This is a genomic window from Cellulomonas sp. NPDC058312, from assembly GCF_042880135.1.
Classification (GTDB): domain Bacteria; phylum Actinomycetota; class Actinomycetes; order Actinomycetales; family Cellulomonadaceae; genus Cellulomonas.
In genome coordinates this window covers 183,151-203,327 of sequence record NZ_JBHVZE010000005.1, presented here as the reverse complement: position 1 = coordinate 203,327, position 20,177 = coordinate 183,151, and the positions used below count along the sequence as shown (strand labels likewise).

General features: G+C 73.3%; 24 protein-coding genes and 1 pseudogene. 21 read left to right on the top strand and 4 right to left on the bottom strand.

Annotation, left to right across the window (positions count from 1 at the left end; genetic code table 11):
• Nucleotides 1-80: 80 nt before the first annotated feature.
• The 11 genes and pseudogenes from ACFVXN_RS16060 to ACFVXN_RS16010 all read left to right on the top strand — a co-directional run bounded on the left by ACFVXN_RS16060 (nt 81) and on the right by ACFVXN_RS16010 (nt 7,138).
• Nucleotides 81-710, top strand: a complete 630-nt coding sequence (locus tag ACFVXN_RS16060; RefSeq protein WP_389234642.1) for a T6SS immunity protein Tdi1 domain-containing protein — start codon at nt 81-83, stop codon at nt 708-710.
• Between the two features lie 152 nt (nt 711-862).
• Nucleotides 863-1,588: a putative toxin gene (locus ACFVXN_RS16055; RefSeq protein ID WP_389234639.1), complete on the top strand. Its 726-nt coding sequence runs from the start codon at nt 863-865 to the stop codon at nt 1,586-1,588.
• On the top strand, nt 1,588-2,190 hold the full coding sequence (locus ACFVXN_RS16050; RefSeq protein WP_389234636.1) for a HEAT repeat domain-containing protein: 603 nt from the start codon (nt 1,588-1,590) through the stop codon (nt 2,188-2,190). The genes ACFVXN_RS16055 and ACFVXN_RS16050 overlap by 1 nt, the downstream gene beginning before the upstream one ends.
• Before the next feature lie 344 nt (nt 2,191-2,534).
• Nucleotides 2,535-2,672, top strand: a complete 138-nt coding sequence (locus ACFVXN_RS16045; RefSeq protein WP_389234633.1) for a hypothetical protein — start codon at nt 2,535-2,537, stop codon at nt 2,670-2,672.
• Nucleotides 2,673-3,010: 338 nt separating this feature from the next.
• Nucleotides 3,011-3,409 (top strand): annotated as a pseudogene (locus ACFVXN_RS16040) (LLM class flavin-dependent oxidoreductase); the annotation flags it as partial.
• Nucleotides 3,410-3,468: 59 nt separating this feature from the next.
• Nucleotides 3,469-3,705 (top strand): hypothetical protein, encoded by a 237-nt coding sequence (locus tag ACFVXN_RS16035; protein WP_389234863.1) that lies wholly within the window; start codon nt 3,469-3,471, stop codon nt 3,703-3,705.
• Nucleotides 3,702-4,433, top strand: coding sequence for a hypothetical protein (locus tag ACFVXN_RS16030; protein WP_389234860.1), 732 nt, complete (start codon nt 3,702-3,704; stop codon nt 4,431-4,433). The genes ACFVXN_RS16035 and ACFVXN_RS16030 overlap by 4 nt, the downstream gene beginning before the upstream one ends.
• Before the next feature lie 75 nt (nt 4,434-4,508).
• Complete coding sequence (locus tag ACFVXN_RS16025) at nt 4,509-4,862, top strand: hypothetical protein (protein ID WP_389234630.1); 354 nt, start codon at nt 4,509-4,511, stop codon at nt 4,860-4,862.
• Nucleotides 4,863-4,875: 13 nt separating this feature from the next.
• Nucleotides 4,876-5,631 carry an RNA 2'-phosphotransferase gene (locus tag ACFVXN_RS16020; RefSeq protein WP_389234627.1) on the top strand — a complete coding sequence of 252 codons (756 nt, stop codon included), beginning with the start codon at nt 4,876-4,878 and terminating at the stop codon, nt 5,629-5,631.
• Nucleotides 5,628-5,912, top strand: coding sequence for a MafI family immunity protein (locus tag ACFVXN_RS16015; RefSeq protein WP_389234624.1), 285 nt, complete (start codon nt 5,628-5,630; stop codon nt 5,910-5,912). Before ACFVXN_RS16020 ends, ACFVXN_RS16015 begins: the two co-directional genes overlap by 4 nt.
• Nucleotides 5,913-6,172: 260 nt before the next feature.
• Nucleotides 6,173-7,138 (top strand): LLM class flavin-dependent oxidoreductase, encoded by a 966-nt coding sequence (locus ACFVXN_RS16010; protein ID WP_389234621.1) that lies wholly within the window; start codon nt 6,173-6,175, stop codon nt 7,136-7,138.
• A 10-nt stretch (nt 7,139-7,148) separates the two neighbouring features.
• Here ACFVXN_RS16010 and ACFVXN_RS16005 read toward each other — a convergent pair whose 3' ends face one another.
• A complete protein-coding gene (locus ACFVXN_RS16005) occupies nt 7,149-7,658 on the bottom strand; it encodes a hypothetical protein (RefSeq protein WP_389234618.1) in 510 nt (169 codons plus the stop codon).
• A gap of 38 nt (nt 7,659-7,696) precedes the next feature.
• Between ACFVXN_RS16005 and ACFVXN_RS16000 the strand changes: the two genes are divergently transcribed.
• The 6 genes from ACFVXN_RS16000 (at nt 7,697) to ACFVXN_RS15975 (ending at nt 13,223) form a co-directional block, all read left to right on the top strand.
• Nucleotides 7,697-8,506, top strand: coding sequence for an endo alpha-1,4 polygalactosaminidase (locus ACFVXN_RS16000; RefSeq protein WP_389234615.1), 810 nt, complete (start codon nt 7,697-7,699; stop codon nt 8,504-8,506).
• Between the two features lie 125 nt (nt 8,507-8,631).
• Complete coding sequence (locus ACFVXN_RS15995) at nt 8,632-8,904, top strand: hypothetical protein (RefSeq protein WP_389234612.1); 273 nt, start codon at nt 8,632-8,634, stop codon at nt 8,902-8,904.
• Entirely contained in the window at nt 8,901-11,144 is a 2,244-nt protein-coding gene (locus ACFVXN_RS15990; RefSeq protein WP_389234609.1) for a hypothetical protein, read from the top strand. The genes ACFVXN_RS15995 and ACFVXN_RS15990 overlap by 4 nt, the downstream gene beginning before the upstream one ends.
• Nucleotides 11,145-11,233: 89 nt before the next feature.
• A complete protein-coding gene (locus tag ACFVXN_RS15985; protein ID WP_389234606.1) occupies nt 11,234-11,824 on the top strand; it encodes a hypothetical protein in 591 nt (196 codons plus the stop codon).
• 41 nt (nt 11,825-11,865) lie between these two features.
• Nucleotides 11,866-12,525 (top strand): hypothetical protein, encoded by a 660-nt coding sequence (locus ACFVXN_RS15980; RefSeq protein ID WP_389234603.1) that lies wholly within the window; start codon nt 11,866-11,868, stop codon nt 12,523-12,525.
• Between the two features lie 107 nt (nt 12,526-12,632).
• Nucleotides 12,633-13,223, top strand: coding sequence for a hypothetical protein (locus ACFVXN_RS15975; protein WP_389234600.1), 591 nt, complete (start codon nt 12,633-12,635; stop codon nt 13,221-13,223).
• Nucleotides 13,224-13,310: 87 nt separating this feature from the next.
• On the opposite strand, the gene ACFVXN_RS15970 is transcribed toward ACFVXN_RS15975, so the two are convergent.
• Nucleotides 13,311-15,638, bottom strand: a complete 2,328-nt coding sequence (locus tag ACFVXN_RS15970) for a hypothetical protein (RefSeq protein ID WP_389234597.1) — start codon at nt 15,636-15,638, stop codon at nt 13,311-13,313.
• Nucleotides 15,639-15,823: 185 nt separating this feature from the next.
• Here ACFVXN_RS15970 and ACFVXN_RS15965 point away from each other — a divergent pair, with 185 nt between their 5' ends.
• The gene (locus ACFVXN_RS15965) at nt 15,824-16,219 is read left to right on the top strand and encodes a winged helix-turn-helix domain-containing protein (RefSeq protein WP_389234594.1); all 396 of its coding nucleotides are present in this window, start codon (nt 15,824-15,826) and stop codon (nt 16,217-16,219) included.
• A gap of 88 nt (nt 16,220-16,307) precedes the next feature.
• Here the strand turns inward: ACFVXN_RS15965 and ACFVXN_RS15960 are convergent, their stop codons facing one another.
• Together ACFVXN_RS15960 and ACFVXN_RS15955 are read right to left on the bottom strand one after the other, a co-directional pair.
• Nucleotides 16,308-16,937, bottom strand: a complete 630-nt coding sequence (locus ACFVXN_RS15960; RefSeq protein ID WP_389234591.1) for an NADPH-dependent F420 reductase — start codon at nt 16,935-16,937, stop codon at nt 16,308-16,310.
• A 380-nt stretch (nt 16,938-17,317) separates the two neighbouring features.
• A complete protein-coding gene (locus tag ACFVXN_RS15955) occupies nt 17,318-17,890 on the bottom strand; it encodes a GNAT family N-acetyltransferase (RefSeq protein WP_389234588.1) in 573 nt (190 codons plus the stop codon).
• Nucleotides 17,891-17,949: 59 nt separating this feature from the next.
• Here ACFVXN_RS15955 and ACFVXN_RS15950 point away from each other — a divergent pair, with 59 nt between their 5' ends.
• Genes ACFVXN_RS15950 through map form a run of 3 tightly spaced genes read left to right on the top strand, consistent with a single transcriptional unit; the run spans nt 17,950 to nt 20,162 of the window.
• Nucleotides 17,950-18,786, top strand: coding sequence for an alpha/beta fold hydrolase (locus ACFVXN_RS15950; protein WP_389234585.1), 837 nt, complete (start codon nt 17,950-17,952; stop codon nt 18,784-18,786).
• Nucleotides 18,779-19,381, top strand: coding sequence for a TetR/AcrR family transcriptional regulator (locus tag ACFVXN_RS15945; RefSeq protein WP_389234582.1), 603 nt, complete (start codon nt 18,779-18,781; stop codon nt 19,379-19,381). Before ACFVXN_RS15950 ends, ACFVXN_RS15945 begins: the two co-directional genes overlap by 8 nt.
• 10 nt (nt 19,382-19,391) lie before the next feature.
• Entirely contained in the window at nt 19,392-20,162 is a 771-nt protein-coding gene (gene map / locus ACFVXN_RS15940; RefSeq protein WP_389234580.1) for a type I methionyl aminopeptidase, read from the top strand.
• Nucleotides 20,163-20,177: the final 15 nt, after the last annotated feature.

Sequence of the window (20,177 nt, the reverse complement as noted above, 5' to 3'; positions counted from 1 at the left end):
CTCGACCGCATGATCGTGGCGACCCGAGCAGAGCCCGGGACGTGTGTCGTGGCAGTACGGATCCGCTGAGGAGAGACCGGATGTTCGAGCGCTTCCGCGCGCAGTACGCCCCACTTCGCGACCCCGGCACGGCGGGATCCGCGTGGGACCACGCGAGCTTCGCGGCCGTCGAGGGCTACGGCGAGTTCATGGCTGAGTTCGCTGGCGCCTCGTTCGGCGACGGCCTCTATCGGGTGCACGACGCCCAGACTGGTCCCGAGGCGCTTGCTCTCGTCGCGGAGGCCTTCCCGGAATTCGCCGAACGAGTGTGTCCCTTCGGGTACGACTGGCTTGGTCGGCAGCTCGCCATCGACTCGGGGCGGATTCACGCAGGACAACCCCTCGTGTTGTTGCTGGAGCCAGGAACGGGGGAGGCTCTCGAGATCCCGCTGCCGTTCTCGGCCCTGCATGAGGAGGAGCTGATCGAGTACGCGGATGCTGCGTTGGCGGCGGCGTTCTTCAGGGCCTGGTCGGAATCGGACCAGTCCGGACCCTTGAGGCGCGATCAGTGCGTGGGCTACCAGGTCCCGCTGTTCCTCGGCGGTCAGGACGAGGTCGAGAACCTCGAGATCAGCGACGTCGATGTCTACTGGTCGATCTGTGGGCAGCTCCGCCGTGGTGTTCTGAAGCTGCCATCCGGCACTTCCGTGAACCAGATTGCGCGCGACTAGGGCTCCCCTGATCCTCGCTGCCATCGACGCGAAGATCGGCCGATTCGTATCGGTCGACCCCGTGTTCGACGTGTCGAGCCCGCAGCAGGGTGAGCACGGTCGGCGCGGCGAGCACGCGGTGGGGGGCGGACTCGTAAGCGGACAACAACCCGGTGGTGACCGCCGCGTGCCTGGCCCTGACCGCGGGCGCCGGGAGTGTCGGTCGCGCAGTGCTCGGCGGTGCGGCGGCCGGGGCCGCGACGGACCTGTGGAGGTCGAAGGTCCAGAAGACCCAGAAGTTCTCGTGGGGGAGCCTGGTGCGGGACTCCGTCGTCGGGGGTGCCGTCGGCGCTCTGACCGCGGGACTGGGGAGCGTGGCTGCACCCGTCGTGCGTCGTGGCACTGCTGCGGTGGCAGCGGCCGCGTCACGTGCGGCCGGCGCTATCACGTCTGGGGCACGAGCGGCTGCGGCGACGGTGCGCAGCCGGGTCGCGACGGCGGTCGCTGCGGGGGCCGACCGGGGGTCGGTCAACTTCTTCGCCTCGGCGGGACGGGGAGGCGCGACTGCGAACACCGCAGTTGACGGCATGGCGGGGGTGCGGGCTGCGGGCGTTGCCGGGAAGCAGGCGGCCGGTATCACTAAGAACACTCGTCGCATCCCGTCTTTGAGCGGTAAGGTCGCCTACAGGGTGCCGGACGAGTTGACGAACACGACCCTGGGTGAGGCGAAGAACGTCGCGAGGTCGAGTTACACGAACCAGTTTCGCGATGTCGCTGCGTATGCCCAGCGAGAGGGCCTTCAGCTCGACCTGTACGTTCGCCAGTCGACCGTGGTCTCCCAACCGGTGGAGGATGCGGTTAAAGCTGGTCAGATCAACTTGATTAGGAGTCTGCCCTGATGCGCTCTGCGGCCCCTGCCTCTGGAGAGGAGCCGATCCTGGTGGACCTTGCTGCGGTTGGATTTGCCGTGCGCTCGCTCGCTGACCTGCGGCGGCCCGGTGTCCGGTATCGCGACGCGATCCCAGTCCTGGTCGAGTGGCTTGGTCGCGCGAGCGATCCGAAGGTCAAGGGTGAGATAGCGCGAGCGCTATCGGTTCCCTGGGCCAAGCCCGTTGCGGTGAGGCCGGTGATCGAAGAGTTCCGCGCGGTTGACGTGGAAGTAGATCCCACCGGCACGGGCGTGCGCTGGACGATGGGCAACGCGCTGGAGGTGCTGTTCGACGATGCATACTTCGACGCGTTCGTTGAGCTCGCCGCCGACAAGCGCTACGGGAAGGCTCGACAGATGGTCGTGCTGGGGTTGGCGAAGTCGAAGAGGCCTCAGGTTGTCGACGTGTTGCTCGGACTTGTTGATGACCCGGACGTCGATGGACATGCGGTAAAGGCGTTGGCGAAGCTCAGGGCCCCTGCGGCGCGACTGGCCTTCGAGTCGAAACTCGGCGACAGCCGAGCCTGGGTGCGTAGCGAGGCGCGTAAAGGTCTCAACAGACTGACGGGATGAGTGCTCAGTCGCTTCAGACCAACAGGTCGTGGGTTTTGGCTTAGAGTGATCCATAGGTGGCACGGGGTGGGACGTGCGGGCGCACGATCTTGATCTGACCGCCGGAGCGCACGACGAAGTGCTGGAGGTCGCCGGCAGTGACTGGCATCAGCGTGCGCGCACGAAGACTCGGGGGCTCAATGGGACGGTCGCCTCGGGCGGCGAGTTCCCGAAGATGGGTCCACGGCTCGTTACCTCGTGAGCGGTCCACGCCGCCGGCACCGACTCCGTGGTGCTCGCGCCGGCCGGGCCGGACCCGCTGGCCGCGCTCGACCGGCTCGCGACCGTGCTCTGAGGCGACCGACGTGACACCACTGCACGCCGCGCTGCTGGAGCTCGGGCTCGAAGACTGGATACCTCTCCCCGAGATGCTCGACGCCCCGGAGGTGCGCCCGCTCGTCGACGAAGGTTCGACGTGGTGCAATGAGAATCTGGGAGGGTGACCTCCATCACCACCTTGCTCTGTCAATGGGTTTGGATAAACCACGCAGTGTTGGGTCAGCGGAGGCAGGCCTCTCTCGAGGCGCGGTCCGCCCACGACCTGCAGGTCGTGGACCAGCCCCGTGTCTCCTGTGCACTGCCCGCGCGTGAACCGCCACACGCCCATAACGGCGTCACCGACCAGGACGTCGTGCGGTGAGACGTTCGGCAACCGCGTGTCGGTGTTGGGGCTGAACGTCTGACCGACCTGGGTGGTCGGCGCTCAACACAGACACCGGCTCGCACCGTGCGCCGAGACCGGTGAACACTCAGTTCACACCCCTGCGTACAGTCGTCCTCCATGGGTCCCGCTGCTGAGACCCTGCCCGACGTCGGTGTGCTGCTGCCCCGCGACCTGCCCGCCGACCAGGTGCTGCCGTACGCGCGGCGCGCCGACGCGCTCGGGTTCGCCGAGCTGTGGGTGGTCGAGGACCTGGGGTTCCGGGGCGGGATCGCCCAGGCCGCGGCGGCGCTCGCGGTGACCGAGCGGATCCGGGTCGGTGTCGGCATCCTGCCGGTGGGGGCGCGCAACGTCGCGTTCGCCGCGATGGAGGTCGCCACCGTGGCGGAGCTGTTCCCCGGTCGCCTGCACCTGGGGGTCGGCCACGGCATGCCGGACTGGATGCGTCAGGCCGGCGCGTGGCCCGCGAGCCCGCTGACGGCGTTCGAGGAGTACGTGACGGCCCTGCGTGCGCTGCTCCGCGGCGAGGAGGTCACGGTCGGCGGGAGGAGGGCACGCGCCGCCTGCAGAAGACCTGGGTGGAGCGCGAGGGTGTCGCGGGTCTGGACATGGACCTCACGTACACCTACGACCAGATGGGCAACCCGACCTCGGTGGTGGACTGTCCGACGGGCAAGGCCGCGGACGCCCAGTGCTTCGCGTACGACGGCCTGCGGCAGCTCGCCTCGGCGTGGACCCCGGGCAACGGTGACTGCGCCACGCCGCGGACGGTGGCAAGGCCAGCTCCGCGTGGAAGTCCACGACGCGGTTCGTGAACAAGTACCAGGCCGAGATCGTCGGCGGCATCACCGGGGCGGTGGTGACCGCCGGGTGCCTGGCCCTGACCGCAGGCGCCGGGAGCGTCGGGTGCGCAGCGCTCGGAGGCGCGGCGGCCGGGGCCGCGACGAACCTGTGGAAGTCGAAGGTCCAGAAGACCCAGAAGTTCTCGTGGGGGAGCCTGGCGCGGGACACCGTCGTCGGGGGAGCCATCGGCGCTCTGACCGAGGGACTGTGGAGCGTGGCTGCACCCGTCGTGCGTGGTGGCACCGCGGCGGTGGCAGCGGCAGCCTCACGCGCGTCCGGCGCTCTCACGTCTGGCGCACGAGCGGCTGCGGCTACGGCGGCGCAGCCGGGGCGCGACGGTGGTGGCGGCAGGGGCCGACCGGGGGCCGGTCAACTTCTTCGCCTCGGCGGGGAAGGCGTTTCGGCCGTCAACAGCGTGCCCGCATCGACCGTGCGCTTCAGCCAGAGTTCGGTGAACGGCGTGGCAGAAATCGAGGCGAGCATGCGCGCCAACGGCTGGGTGGGTGATGCGATCGACGTAGTGCGGATGCCCGATGGTGGCCTGACATCACTGGATAACACCAGGGTGCTGGCGGCAAAACGCGCCGGGATCGACGTCCAGGCGACCATACGGGGCTTCGACGACGCGCTTCCTTCGTCGCTGGTCGGGAGATTCACGACGACGAAGGGGGGCGCCCCTTCGACCTGGGGTGACGAGTAGGATCGGCAATCAGAGCGCGGGCTACCGCGCGGCGAACCTTTATGGCTCGTCGATCACGGGATGGAGCGGTAACTAGTGCCTGATCTTCTGCCGGAGGAGGATCTACCTCCCGGCTTCTGGTACCCGTCTTCGTTCGTGAGGGTGGTGCAGCTGGGGCTGACGAACCTGGAGCCGTGGCATGTCCTTGAGGGTGAGGCGCTCTGTGAGCGCCGGGACGGCTTGGCCCGGCGGTTCCCTTCTCGGGAGCTCGTCCCCTTTGCTGCTCGCCAGGACAACGACGACGTGGCCTGTTGGGACCTGGTCCTCGGGGGCGAGCGGGTGGTAGTCATCCATGACTTCGCTTCTCCTGGTTGGGAGGGTCGCGGTGAGTATCCGGACTTCTACGCCTGGCTCCGCCAGGCCGTCGAGGACTTGATCGACTTTGACTGACCTGAGTCGTCTGGTGTCCCACGCGTTGCGCCATGAAGCCTGGCTGTACGAGCTTGAGCTGGACGAGGCGGGTTGGTCGTCGGTGCAATCCCTCGTCGAGGCGTCGCGCCTGGAGCGTGGTTTGTCGTCGCTGACTGTGGCTGATGTCGAGACGATGGTGGCCGGGGCGAGCAAGCGACGCCACGAGATGCGAGACGGGAGGATCCGGGCGCTCTATGGACACTCGGTGCCGGGCCGAGTCGTGCGGGCGCCCGCGTCGCCACCAGCAGAGTTGTTCCACGGGACGTCCCTGGCCGCCGCCGAGATCGTTCGGCTCGAAGGGCTACGTCCGATGGGACGACAGTACGTGCACCTGTCGGTGGAGCGATCCACAGCGCGGTCGGTCGGCTCACGCAAGGCTCGGGAGCCGGCGAGCTTCGTGGTTGCGGCTGGGCTGGCCGCTGAGGCCGGGACCGAGTTCTACGTCGGCGACGATAGGGTCTGGCCCCGCACCAGCCACATACTCGACGGCCACATGCCGCCGGGCGAGTTGGGTAACACGTTGTTCCCGAGGTCCTGGTCGCCACAACAGATCATGCACAACGTGTCTGACGTCGCCACAGATCCCGGTCTCCAGTGGATTCAGCAGACGGGGAAGGTGGGGGCCGAGTTCACGAAGAACGGTGCGCCAGTTCGGTATCTCGTCGACGGGGTGCGCCAGGGTGTGCCGATCCGGGTGATCATCGAGCCCGGTGGCGAGGGCATCATCACCGGATTCCCGCTGCCGTGACGGGAGAAGCGATGGACTTGAACCTTGTGACCAGCGAGTTGCGACGGGCGCTTGAAGGCGCAGCTGGACTGCCTGCGAGCGACGTTGACTCGATTGCGGTCTTGATCAATGCCGGCGAGCGGCGGCTCGCGCTCGAGACGCTCTGCACCCAGACGTACGAGTACGACGTTGAGGTGAGTGAGGAGCAGCGATCGCTCCTGGGCCGGCTCGGCCGCGTCCTCGACGTGCCGGTGGGTTACCTGCTCGGGAACCCGTGGGCGCCTGCACCGGGTGAGCAGTGACGATGCTGAGCTTCGACGCAACTGTCGCGGCCGAGGCCTTCGTTGAGCCCGAGATGGCCTGTGGCCGGAGGGGCGCGAGGTCCGTGGCCCGCGCCGACCCAAGCCAGATGGCCGGCCTGGGTCCCTTCGTTGGTGGCCGCGGTGTACACGAGCCTGGCCCTGCAACCTCGCGGTGCCGGGGCCCAGCAGAGCACACCCGGCTCGCACGCGACGCCCGAACGGTGAACACGCTGGTCACACCCCTGCGTACAGTCGTCCTCATGAGTCCCGCTGCTGAGACCCTGCCCGACGTCGGTGTGCTGCTGCCCCGCGACCTGCCCGCCGACCAGGTGCTGCCGTACGCGCGGCGCGCCGACGCGCTCGGGTTCGCCGAGCTGTGGGTGGTCGAGGACCTGGGGTTCCGAGGCGGGATCGCCCAGGCCGCGGCGGCGCTCGCGGTGACCGAGCGGATCCGGGTCGGTGTCGGCATCCTGCCGGTGGGGGCGCGCAACGTCGCGTTCGCCGCGATGGAGGTCGCCACCGTGGCGGAGCTGTTCCCGGGGCGCCTGCACCTGGGCGTCGGCCACGGGATGCCGGACTGGATGCGCCAGGCCGGCGCGTGGCCCGCGAGCCCGCTGACGGCGTTCGAGGAGTACGTGACGGCCCTGCGCGCGCTGCTCCGCGGCGAGGAGGTCACGGTCGACGGCCGGTACGTGCAGCTCGACGCCGTGCGTCTGGAGTCGCCGCCGGCAGTGGTGCCGCCGGTGCTCGCCGGGGTGCGCGGGCCGAAGTCGCTCGCGGCGGCCGGGCGGGTCGCCGACGGGACGGTGCTGGCCGAGCCGGTCGGCCCCGAGTACTCCCGCGCGGCGCGTGCGCAGATCGGCGACGTCCCCGGGCACCGGGTGGCGGCGTACGACGTGGGCGCCGTGGCCGACGACCCGGCCGAGGCCCGCGCGCTGGTCCGTCCCGCGCTCGCGTACATCGGGGACCCGGGCTGGGCACCGCACATCGACCCGATGCCGTTCGCCGCGGAGTTCCGGGCCCTGCGCGAGCGCACCCCTGACCGCGCGGAGTTCGCCGCCGCCCTGCCGGACGCGTGGGTGGACCAGCTCGCGGTCGTCGGCACCCGCGACCAGGTCCGGGCCCGGCTCGCCGCGATCCACGCCGCCGGGACCGACGCCGTCGTCCTCGCGCCGGCCGGGCCGGACCCGTTGGCCGCGCTCGACCGGCTCGCGACGGTGCTCTGAGGCGACCGGCTCAGACGGCCGTCCAGCAGTACAGGGCCTCGCCGCGGGCCCGGCCGGCGCGCGCGACCGCCGCCAGCGGGACCAGGAACGCGTGCAGCTCACCCGGGTCCGTCCCGGCGAGCTCGTCGGTCCGCGACCACGGGACGGCGACCTCGGCGAGCCGTGTGTCGGACGCGTCCGCCAGCGCCGCGCCGAGCGTGTCCGGCAGCCGCAGCACCACGCAGTCGCCGTCGTCGGACAGCGCGACCGGCTGCTCCCCGGACCGGGCTGCGCGCACCGCGTCGTACGTCATCCCGGTGAGCAGCGCCTCGAGCGTCGCGATCTGGATGAACGGGTCGATCCGGTAGCCCGGGACGGTGGGGAAGCGCGACGGCCCGGGCGTCGCCGCCGGGGTGGAGCCGAACAGCATCCCCCGCACCGGCGGTGCCTCGACCGGCGCGCCCGGTCCGCCCGGGAGGTCGAGAGCCAGGGCGGCGTCCTCGTCGGACGGCGCGGTGAAGTAGTCGTTGAGCATGCCCATGCGGACATACTGCTCGTCCGAGGACGAGAGGTGGGGCGGTGGGCCGGTCGAGCGTCGGGTGGTGCGCCGTCGCGGCGACGACGCTGCTGGCGGTCGCCGGGTGCTCGGGGCCCGCGCCGGCGCGCCCGGGACTGCCGCCCGCCGGGGTGGTCGTCGACTACCAGCTCGGCGGCGGGTACGCGCCGCCCGACGGGATCGGTGGCGTCGTCCGCGACGTGACCGACGCCCCCGACACCGACCGGTGGTCCGGCTGCTACGTCAACGGGTTCCAGACCCAGCCCGCCGAGCGGGACGTCTGGCTCGCTGAGCACCCCGATCTTGTGCTGCGCGACGACGCAGGCGACCCGGTGGTCGACCCGGGCTGGCCCGACGAGCTGCTGCTCGACACGTCGACCGGGGCGAAGCGCGCGGCCATCGCGGAGGTCGTCGGCGCGCAGGTCACCCGGTGCGCCGACCGCGGGTTCGACGCGGTGGAGCTCGACAACCTCGACTCGTGGACCCGGTCCGACGGGCGGCTCACCGAGGACGACGCCGTCGACCTCGCCGCGCGGCTGGTCGACGTGGCGCACGCCGCGGGCCTGGCCGTCGCCCAGAAGAACGCGCCCGACCTCGGCACCCGCGGCCGCGACGAGGCCGGGTTCGACTTCGCGGTCGCCGAGGAGTGCCTCGCGTACGACGAGTGCGCCGCGTACACCGACGTCTACGGGGACGCGGTGCTGGACGTCGAGTACGACGCGGGGCCCTTCCCGGACCGGTGCGCGGACCCGCGGCGGCCGACGTCGACCGTCCTGCGGGACCGCGACCTGCGCACGCCCGCCGACGACGGGTACGTGCTCGCGACCTGCTGACCGCGCCCGGGTCGGCGACTACTCAGCGCCGGCCCGACCGTGCGCCGTGAGTGGTCGGTTGAGTGGTGGCCCCGCCCTAGCGTCGACGGGACTGCTGGTCGGCGACGCGGACGGGTGTGGTGACGATGGGTGAGCTGGTGGCGGACGTCGACACGGTGCAGGAGGTGCTGACGTCGATCCGGGCCGTGGGGCAGCACGTCGAGCCCGACCGGGTGCCGCCGTCGATCGGCCTGTGCGGGTCGGACGAGGTGATCGAGGCCTTCGTCCAGGCGTTCCGGATGATCGAGCAGCAGGACGCGAACGCGTGGGCCGGCTGGGTGGAGGTCGCCCGGCGCGGCGAGGAGGGCCTGGCCGAGCTCGTCCGGGCGGACGCGGCGCTCGCGGCGGAGGCACGGTGAGCGACCAGCGGCACCCCGACCACGGCGTGCCGGAGGTCTGCGGCGCGGCGGCCACCGAGGTGGATCGGCTGGCGGACGCGCTCGCGCAGGCGTCGTGGGACGTCAACCGGTACGCGGGCGACGCCGACGAGCACACGTGGTCCGGGCAGGGTGCCGACGCCTTCCGCGAGACCGTGGCGGACACGCGCCGGCGCGCCGACGCGGCGGTCGACTCCTGGGGTCGGGTGTCCGAGGCGCTGACGACGTACGCGCGCCGCCTCGCGCAGGTGCAGGACGAGGCGGACGGGGTGCGCTCGCGGCTGCGGGTCGCGGAGGACGACCTGGAGGACCACCGACGGCGCCTCGTCCGGGCGAAGGCCGAGGTGCTGAGCGGCGACGGCACCAGCGCCGGCCGGGTGGTCGCGCTCACGCGGCTGATCGCCGAGACGCAGCGGACCATCGACGCGCGCCTGCTCGAGCTCGACGAGATCGGCCGGGACCGTGCGCGGCAGGACCAGCGGACCGCCGCCGACCTGCTCGACGCCGCGGGGCCGGGTGCGCAGGCCTGGGCCGGCGTGGCGTTCCGGGGCAACGGGACGCAGCGGCCCGTGGCGGAGGTGGTGGCCGAGGTGCTGCGTCGGCTCCGCGGCGGCAGGGAGCTGACCGGGCGGGACCACGACCTGGTCGCGCAGCTGCTCGCCCTGTACTCCAGCGACCCGGAGGTCATGTCCGCGTTCGTCGCCGGGCTCGGTCCCGCCGGTCTCGTCGGGCTGATGAACTCGTTCGCCGCGACCGGTGGCGGCGGGTTCCCGCGCGGCGAGGTCGCGGCGACCGACCTCGCCGCCGCGCTCGCCACCGGGCTCGCGACCGCCTCCCGGACCTGGCCGCCCGCCGAGCAGCACTGGTTCGGCCGGACCCTGGTCGACGCGACCGGGACCGGTGTCACGGACCACCCGGGCGCGGACGTCGTCGGCGTGCAGGTCGTCGCGCACCTGCTGTCCGTGGCCGGCCTCGCGCCCCGTGTCGCGCTCGGGGCGCTCGAGCGCGTCGAGGAGATCCGGGTCCACGACCCCGACCGGTTCGCGCTGCTCACGCACACCTCCGGGCGGCACGACGCGGGCTCGGGGGTCTTCGCGCACCGGTCGATCAGCCTCGCCGCGTCGGTCTTCGCGCAGGTCGCCCGGATCCCCGACGACGCCCTCGACTTCTTCGCGTCCCGGCCGGCCGAGGTCACCACGTACTGGTTCGGGGAGCACGACTGGTCCGGCAACCGGTTCGCGGCGCCGGCCGCGGTCCTGGACGCGGTCGTGAACAGCCCGACGTCCCGCGCCGCGCACCACAGCGTCCCCGTCGGTGACGCCTGGGTCACCGTGACGGGGTTCGCGTCGCGGGCGTTCGAGGCGCTCGGCGGGAACCTCGCGCTGCGGGCCGGCACGGTGTCGCCCGACGCGGCGCGGGGGATCGCGGCGGCGCTGGGGGCGTACGCGGGGGAGACGGCGGCGGGGCTGGTGGGGGTGGCGGAGCCTGGATTGAACGCGCACTTCTTCACCATCATCGGACCGGACGGGATGGCGGCCACGGCGCCACGCCTAGACGTGAGTGCCGGCAACCTCTCCCGCCTGCTCGGCATCGCGACGCTCGACCCCGGGGCACTCGCGGTCTACGGCAGCCACGTCGCCGAGTACGCGACCCGCGTCCGCGACCACCTCACCGGCCCGACCCACCCCACCGCCGGCGAGGCGGCCGCGCTGCTCGGCCAGGTGGGCGCGCTGTACGGCCTGACGTACGCGTCCTACTCGTTGGAGGGCCACCTGCAGGCGCAGGAGGTCAGCGACCGGGCACGCCGCGACCTCGACGCGATCCTCACCGTGGCGGCCCTCGTACCGGGATTCTCGACGGGCAGCGGGGTCGTCGACTACCTGGCCCAGTTGGCACAGGTCGGACTCGGCCAGGTGGGCGCGGCGCGGATGCCGGGGGTGCTGGCGGACGGTGAGCTCGACGCGGTGATCGACCGGGGCCTCGACTCCGGTCAGGTCGCGATGGCCGCGTTCGCCGACGCCCTCACCGCGGGGTGGGACCAGATCGACCCGCCGTACACCCGCGACGACGGTCGACCCGTCCCGGCGGCGGAGGTCGTCGGGCAGCTCGCCCTTGACTACGGCACCGTCGCCAGTGCGTACAGCAACCGCGCGGGGAGCGCCGCCCTCGACGTCCGCGTCCTCGGGGAGGACCAGCCCCGCAACCGCGGGGCGATGCCGTGAATCGCTGGGGGTCGCGCGCCCTTCTCGTCGCCTGCGCGGGCGCCCTCCTGACCGGGTGCGCTCCGGGGAAGCCGCACCCGGTCCGCGTCGTGCCCACGCCGGTCGTGCACCCCCACGCGCCGATCCCGGACCTGGTGCCGGCCGAGGCGGTGGCGCCTGAGGTGTCGGAGCACGAGGGTCACCCGGCGGTGCGGGAGCTCCGCACGACCGAGGTGGTGGTCGCGTGGGCCGACCTGGTGGACTCGGGGGAGTTCGCGCAGTTCACGCAGCACATCGACCCCTCGTCGGGTCTGGTGACGATCGGGCTGGACTCGCGTAGCGCCCGGCACCCCACGGTGCCGATCGGGCCGACGCCGGCAGTGGTGCTATCGGTCGCGGAGGACGCGGGCGTGGTCACCGTGCAGACGTGCCAGGGCTGGCGGCCGCAGGTGATGAAGGCCGACGGGAGTCCGTACGTGCCCTCCATCGACGAGGCGATGCTGGCCGACATCACGCTGTCTCCGCTCTCCCAGCAGGAGGCGGCCGAGCTCGCGACGCTCGGTCTGGAGGCGCCGGAGTACCGGGTGCGGCACTACCGGACCCTGGTGGGTCTCCCGGATTGCGGTGCGGAGGGTGCGGTGGTGCAGGAGTTCGTGGGCTGGCGCGACGTCGCGCCGATCGGGGAGTACCGGCAGTGGTGAGCAGTGCCGGGGTCCGTGCCCGTGGTGCGCGGTGGTGGGCTGTGCTGGTGCTGGGCGGTGCGGTCGTCCTGGCCGGCTGCGCGCCAGGGAAGCCACACCCGGTACGCGTCGAGCCGACGCCGGTCGTGCACCCGCACGCGCCGATCCCGGACCTGGTGCCGGCCGAGGCGGTGACCCCCGAGGTGTCGGAGCACGAGGGTCACCCGGCGGTGCGGGAGTTCCGCACGACCGAGGTGGTGCTCGCGTGGGCCGATCTGGTGGACTCGGGAGAGTTCGCGCAGTTCACGCAGCACATCGACCCGTCTTCGGGTCTCGTGACGATCGGGCTGGACCCGCGCGGTGCCCGGCACCCCACGGTGCCGATCGGGCCGACGCCCGCGGTGGTCCTGTCGGTGACGGAGGACGCGGGTGTGGTCACGGTGCACACGTGCCAGGGCTGGCGGCCGCAGGTGATGAAGGTCGACGGGAGCCGGTACGTGCCCTCCGACGACGACGCGATGCTCGTCGACATCACGCTGTCGCCGGTGTCGGAGCTGGAGGTGGCCGAGCTCGCGGCGCTCGGTCTGGAGGCGCCGGAGTACCGGGTGCGGGACTGGCGGGCGTTCTTGGGCCTGCCGGACTGCGGTGCGGAGGGCGCGGTGGTGCAGGAGTTCGTGGGTTGGCGGGACGTCGCGCCGATCGGCGAGTACCGGCAGTGGTGAGGCGTGCCGGGCAGGGTCGTCGTGGTGCGGGGTGGGCCGCGCTGGTGCTGGCGGGTGCGGTCGTCCTGACCGGGTGCGCCCCGGGGAAGCCGCACCCGGTCCGCGTCGTGCCCACGCCGGTCGTGCACCCGCACGCGCCGATCCCGGACCTCGTGCCGCTCGAGGCTGTGACCCCCGAGGTGTCCGAGCACGAGGGTCACCCAGCCGTGCGGGAACTCCGCACGACCGAGGTGGTCCTCGTCTGGGCCGACCTGGTCGACTCGGGCGATTTCGCACAGTTCACGCAGCACGTCGACCCGGCCTCTGGCGCGATCTCGATCGGGCTGGATCCGCGCAGTGCCGAACACCCCACGGTGCCGATCGGGCCGACGCCCGCGGTGGTGCTGTCGGTGACGGAGGAGGCGGGCGTGGTCACGGTGCGCACATGCGAGAGGCTGCGGCCGCAGGTGATGAAGGCTGACGGGAGCCCCTACGTCCCCTCGATCGACGAGGCGATGCTGGTCGACACCACGCTGTCGCCGGTGTCGGAGCAGGAGGTGGCCGAGCTCGCGGCGCTCGGCTTGGAGGCGCCGGAGTACCGGGTGCGGGACTACCGGGCGTTCTTGGGCCTGCCGGACTGCGGTGCGGAGGGCGCGGTGGTGCAGGAGTTCGAGGGCTGGCGGGACGTCGCGCCGATCGGCGCGTACCGGGAGTGGTGACGTCCCGGACCACCGCCCCCGGACGCGACGATCCCCGCAGCCCCCAGGTCCTGGGTGCTGCGGGGATCGCGTCGTGCGGGGTGCGCGTCAGCGCGTGGCGCGGACCCGGCGGGCGACGAGCACGAGGCTGCCGCCGACGAGCAGCATCAGCCACGCGCCGGCCATCAGGGTGCCGGACTGCGAGCCCGTCACCGCGAGGGCGGGCGACGCCGCCGCGGTGGCCGCGGGGGCGGCGACCACGGGGTTCGCGACCGGCGTCACGGCGGCGGGCACGGCCAGCTCGACGGCCAGGGTGGCCCAGCGGCCGCTCGTGCCACCGGTCGCGATGACCGTGTGCGACCCGACCGGGGCACCCGCGGGGACCGTCGCCAGCAGACGGGCGACGCCGTCGGCGCCGGCGACCGCGGTGCCGAGGAACATCGGCTCCGAGTGCAGGTAGAACGCGACCGTCTCACCGGGCTCGAAGCCCTCGGCGACGAGCTCCATCTGCTGCCCGGGGACCGTGGCGGCCTTCGGCGTGTCCAGGACGGTGCCGACGGTCGGCGTCGTGCCGACCTGCGCGGGCTCACCGGTGACGACGACGGTCACCGTGGCCGAAGCCGCAGCCGCCCACGGGGTGGCGGGGACCTCGAGCACCAGGGTGTGGGTGCCCACGCTGAGCACCGGCAGCGTCACCGCGATGCGACCGCCCTTGCGGACCTCGCCGTGCGCGAGGACGGAGCCGCCCTCGCGAACCGTCCAGGAGCCGGTCGGCGCGTCGGCGTTCGTGGCGAGGGTCGCCTCGAACGTGGCGCGGGTGGCGACCGCGGCCCGGACGGTGCCGGGAGCGGTGAGCGTCGCCGCGGCGGCGCCGACGGTCAGGACTCCCGAACCGGTCGCGGACCGGTACGCCGAGACGTGCTCGGCCGTCATCAGCGTGAAGAACGCGTACTGGATCTCCTTCGCGGTGTACGCGGCGCTGACCGTGTAGGTACCGACGGGCAGGTTCGCGGCCGTGAACGTCGCGACGCCGTCGACGAGGGACGCGGACGGCAGGACCAGCGGCATGCCGCCGCTTCGCGGGGTGAGAGTGACCGAGACGACGCCGGTCGCGACCGGGCCGCCCTGCGGACCGGTGACGGCGACCGGGATCGTGGCGATGTCGCCGACGGTGATCGACGAGGACGGGACGGAGACCGTCGGGGTGGTGACGACGGTGCCCATCCACCGGTGGTCGGTGAACGGCGTCATGCCGGGGGCGGTGACGCTGACGAACACCTCGAGGTACCCGCCCAGGTCCTTCGCGGTCGGCGTGAACGTGCGGCCCTCGCCGCGCTCGTACCCGTCGACCGACCAGACGACGGTCTCGGCGGCACCCGCGGGCCAGCCCGCGAGGTCGACCGACGTGGTCGTGCCGAGGACGACGTCCCAGTGGTCGCCGCCCTTGTAGGTGACCGTCCCCTGCGGGACCGCGGTGCCCTCGACGACGAGCTGCGCGGCCCGGACGCCGGCGACGCGGTGCTCGTAGCCCGGCGCGGTGACGGACGCGTAGACCCACACCTTCCCGCCGAGGTCGGACAGGTCGGGGGTGAAGGTGCTGCTCACGGAGCGGAGCACACCCTCGACCCGCCAGCTCCAGCTGACCTCGGCGCCGGCGGGCCACCGGTCGTCGAGCGCGGCCGACAGGGTGTGGCCGACGGGGGCGACGATCTCGCCGTTCTGGTCGGTCGTGCCGGTGACGATGAGGTCGCCCTCCATCGTCGCGGGCTGCTCCGCCCCGGCGACGGTGGTCGACGCGACAGAGGCGCCGCCGTTCGCGTCCTGGTAGCCAGGTGCGACGACCGTCCAGGTGATCTCGATCATGCGCCCGATGTCCTCGGGCCGCGGCGTGTACTGCGGGCCGTAGCCGACGACCACGTCGCCGACCCACCACTCGAGGTGGATGTCGGCGTCGACCGGCCAGCCCTGGTCGACCGCGGTGAGCGTGGTGGCGACGGTGGCGACGTCGACCCACTCCTCCTCGTCGAACGTGGTGCCCGAGAACGAGAAGAACCCGCTCATGGTCGGGAGCTCGGACTCGCTGGTGCTGGAGGTCGACGACGTGGTGCTCGACGTGGTCGCCGTCGCGTCGGCGGGGGGCGCCTCCGGCTGGGTCGCGGGCTGCGGGGCGGGCTCCGGGGCGGGCTCCGGGGCGGGCGCCTGCTCGGTGGTCGCCGGCGCGACCGGGGCGGGCTCGGTGGCGGGTTCCGGGGCAGGCTCGGCCGGAGCCGCGCTCTCGGTGGCCGTGGGCTGCTCGGCGACGACGCCGGACTCAGCGGTCGGGTCGGTGGTGTCGGCGGCTGCGGCGCCTGCCGGGACGAGCATGGCCGCGATGACCGCGACCGCCAGCGCGGCGGGACGTGCCCCGCCCCGCCGCTTCTCTCGCACTGTGTGCACTGGGGATCCCCCTCGTCGGACGGGGATGCGACCCCGCTCGTGTCTGGACGGGGGGTGGATCGTCCGCGGTGGCGGCCGTGTCAGGAATCCTGAGGTCCGGGTTCCCGGACCGGGGTGCCAGCACCCAGGTGCGCCGCCGTGACGCTCCCCGTGCCGCGCGCCGTGGACCGCCGTACCGTGGGGCGATGACGACTGGGGCAGGGCCCGGCCGGACGGGCGGGCAGACGCTGGTGCGCGGCGACCTCGTGGTGGAGGTGCCCGCGCGGTGCGTGCGGGTGGCGGACGAACCCGTCGAGCTGACCCGCAGCGAGTTCGAGATCCTGGTGGCGCTCGCGGAGCGGGCAGGTCAGCCGGTCTCGAAGGACGAGCTGGCCGTCGCGGTCGCGGTGCACGGCCCGCACGCGGTGCCGAGCCCGACCGACGCGGACCGCCGGAGCATCGAGGTGCACATGGCCAACCTCCGCCGGAAGCTCGCGGACCGGTTCGGCCGCCGCGGTGGCATCAGCACGGTCCGCGGCCTCGGCTACCTCCTGGCCCCCGACCCGCGGGTCCCGGCCCAGCGCGACGCCACGGACGACTGACGAGCTGACGAGAGGTCACGACTCGCGGGCACGCCGGTCGGGGCGCTCGCGTGTCGTGACCTCTCGTCGGGCAGGGCCGGGCGGGGCGTCAGGCCTCGGCGAGGGCGGCGCGGAGGGCGTCGGCGTCGAGGTCCGGGCCGTAGGCCGGCAGGTCGCGCTGGTAGCGGCGGCCCTCCGCGAGCGGGCCCGCGTCGACGACGTCGAAGCCCCACCGGTCGATGAGCTCCGCGACGACGGCCTTCGCCTCGGCGTCGTCGCCCGCGATGGCCAGCGCGCGGCGGCCGGGGGTGCCGGCGGGAGTGCTGCGGGTGCCGAGGTCGGCGGCGGTGATGTGGTTGAACGCCTTGACGACCCGGGCGCCGGCGAGGTGCTCGGCGAGCATCTCGGAGCTGGTGGTGCTGCCGTCGTCGAGGGCGGCGACGTGGCCGTCGCGCTCCCAGTAGTAGTTGTTGGTGTCGATGACGACCTTGCCCGCCAGCGGTGCGGCGGGGACGTCGCGGTACGCCTTGAACGGGACGGTGACGACGACGACGTCCCCGTCCGTGGCGGCCTCCTCGGGCGTGCCCGCGCGGGCGTTGTCGCCGAGCTCGGCGACGAGGTCCACGAGCGTGTGCGGGCCGCGGGAGTTGCTGACGACGGCTGCGTGGCCGTGCTCGACGGCCAGGCGCGCGAGGGCGCTGCCGATGTGGCCGGAGCCGATGAATCCGATCGTGGTCATGCCGGGGCAACTCGCGGCGGGCCGCCGTTGTTCCTGGTCACCGCGACGGGTGTCCGCGATGCGGGAACGGTGCCGAAAACCCGTTGCCGGGCCCGGGGGCCGGACGTAGGTTCGAGGCACACGGGAAGGAGGTGGTCCAGGACATGAAGTTCTCCAGGACGCGTGAGGTGACTGCCCGCTAGTCGCCCGAGCACATCGGACGGATTGCCCGATCCGCCCGCACGCTCCGCCGGTCAGCACCGGCAGGGTGGCGAGCGAGTCCACGGCAGTCACCGCAGCCCGTGGGAGCCGCGACCTCGTCCTTCGCGGCGGGACCTCTCCATCAGGAGGTCCGGCCCACGGGCTGTTCCCTGCCCGCCCCCGCCTGACCCCGGCCCGGCTCAGGCGCCGAGACGCGCGAGCAGCCCCGCCCGCACCGCGGGCCACTCCTCGGCGACGACCGAGAAGTACGCCGTGTCCGCCAGGGTCCCGTCGGACGAGAGCCGGTGGCGCCGCAGCACGCCCTCCGGCGTGGCGCCGAGCCGGGTGATCGCGGCGATCGACCGGGTGTTCCGCGAGTCCGCCCGCAGCGCGACCCGGGCGCAGCCCCACACCTCGAACGCGTGCGTGAGCATCAGCAGCTTGCAGGCGGGGTTCGTGTCACCGCCCCACCAGCGGGGCGCGTAGAAGGTGTGCCCGATCTCGACGCGGGGGACGCGGGTGTCCCGGTCGTAGAACGACGTGCTGCCGCGGAGCTCGCCGGTGCCGGCGTCGAGGACGGCGAACGCGTACCGGCCGGGGGTGGTGTGCGCCGTGGCGACCTCGGCGCGCCACGCGTCGTCACCCGCGGGGAGCGGCGTGGACATCCCGGCCCAGATGCGGTCGTCGACGAACGCGGCCAGCGCGGGCGCGTGCGTGGTGTCGAGCGGGACGAGGCGGACTCCGTGGCCCTCGAGGGCGAGGTCGTGCTGCACGCGTCGAGGATCGCAGACACCTCTTGCGCCCGAAGGCTAAGGGTATTAGCCTTCGGGCTATGGACATGATCGAGCGACGCACGGAGCACCTCCAGCGGCCCGACGGGGTCATCGCCTACGACGACGCCGGCACCGGCCCGCTCGTCGTGGCGGTCCCCGGGATGGGCGACCTGCGGTCCACCTACGACGAGCTGCGCGCCGCCCTGCTGGCCGCGGGGTACCGGGTGGTCACCACCGACCTCCGCGGCCACGGGGAGTCGAGCACCGGGTTCGCCACCGACGGCGACGAGGCCACCGCGCAGGACGTCATCGCGCTCGTCGAGCACCTCGGTGCCGGGCCCGCCGTGCTGGTCGGCAACTCGATGGGCGCCTCGGCGGTCACCGTCGTCGCCGCCGACCGGCCCGACCTGGTCCGCGCGCTCGTGCTGCTCAGTCCGTTCCTGCGCAACCCCGCGGGCGGCGCCGCCAAGAAGGCGGTCCTCGGGCTGGTGCTGCGGGCGATGCTGGCCGCGCCGTGGGGCGCCGCCGCGTGGGCCGCGTACTACGGCACGCTGAACAAGGGCACCCGGGCCCCGCGGCTCGCCGAGCACCGGGCGGCGCTGCGCGCGAGCATGCGTCGCCCGGGGTACCTCGCGGCGTTCCGCCGGCTGGCCCTCGGGCTCGACCACGCGGTCGTGGAGCGGCGGCTGCCCCGGGTGCAGGCCCCGGCGCTCGCGGTGGTCGGCGCGCTCGACCCGGACTGGTCGGACCCCGCCGCGGAGCTCGCCTGGATCGGCGCCACGACCGGCGCCCGCACCCTGCTCGTCGCCGACGCGGCGCACTACCCGCAGCACCAGACCCCGGGCGTCGTCGCCGACGCCGTGCTCGCGCTGCTCGGCGAGGTGGCCCGTGCCTAGGGCCGGGCTGTCGCACGACGCCGTCGTCCGGATCGCGCTCGACCTGGTCGACGCCGGCGGGACCACCGGGTTCGCCGACCTCACGCTCGCCAAGGTCGCGGCCGAGGCCGGCGTCGCGACCCCGAGCCTCTACAAGCACGTCGGCTCCCTCGCCGCGCTGCGCCGCGAGGTGGCCGTCGTGGCGGCACGCGACCTGCGGGCCGAGCTCGTCGACCGCACGCTCGGCCGGTCCGGCCCGGACGCGCTGCGCGCGCTCGCGCACGGGATGCGGGACTACGCGCACGCGCGCCCCGGGCGGTACGCCGCCGTGCAGACCGCCCCCGACCCCGACGACCCGGCCGACGCCGAGCTCGCCGCCACCGCGGCGGAGGTCGTCGGCCTGATGGTCGCGGTGCTGCGCGGGTTCGCGCTGCCGGAGGCCCGGGCCGTCGACGCCGTGCGGGCGCTGCGTGCCGGGGTGCACGGGTTCGTCACGCTCGAGCTCGGCGGCGGGTTCCGGCTGCCCGACGACCTCGACCACAGCTTCGGGGTGCTGGTCGACATGCTCGCGGCGGGGGTCGCAGGGCTGGGCGGGGACCCGGGCACCCACGACTAGGGTGGGTCGGGTGGTCGAGCTGAAGACACCCCGGGAGATCGAGCAGATGCGGGCGGCGGGCGCGTTCATCGCCCGGGTGCTGAGCAGCCTGCAGGACGTGGCCCGGGTGGGCATGACGACGAAGGAGCTCGACACCCACGCGCACCGGCTCATCGACGAGGCCGGCGCGCACTCCGTCTACCTCGGGTACCACCCGTCGTTCGGCGCCATGCCGTACCCGGGCGTCCTGTGCACCAGCGTGAACGACGCCGCCCTGCACGGTCTGCCGTCCGACCAGGTGCTCGCCGACGGGGACGTGCTGAGCATCGACTTCGCCGCGCAGGTGAACGGCTGGGTCGCGGACTCCGCGCTGAGCTTCCAGCTCGGCACCCCCGACCCCGACTCCCAGCGGCTGATCCGGGTCACGGAGGAGGCGCTCGCGGCCGGCATCGCCCAGGCGCGTCCCGGCAACCGGATGGGCGACATCTCCGCGGCGATCGGCGAGGTCGGGCGCGCCGCGGGGCTCGGGATCAACGCGGACTTCGGCGGGCACGGCGTCGGCCGGACGATGCACGAGGACCCGCACGTCCCCAACCTCGGCCGCCGCGGCACCGGCATGAAGCTCCGGGCGGGCCTGGTCATCGCGATCGAGCCCTGGTTCATGGCCGGGGGCGACGGCTACACGGTCGACGGCGACGGCTGGACGATCCGGACCGCCGACGGCTCCCGCGCGGCGCACGCCGAGCACACCGTGGCGATCACGCCCGACGGGCCGCTGGTGCTCACCGCCCGGAAGGGCTGAGCGGCCCGGAAGGGC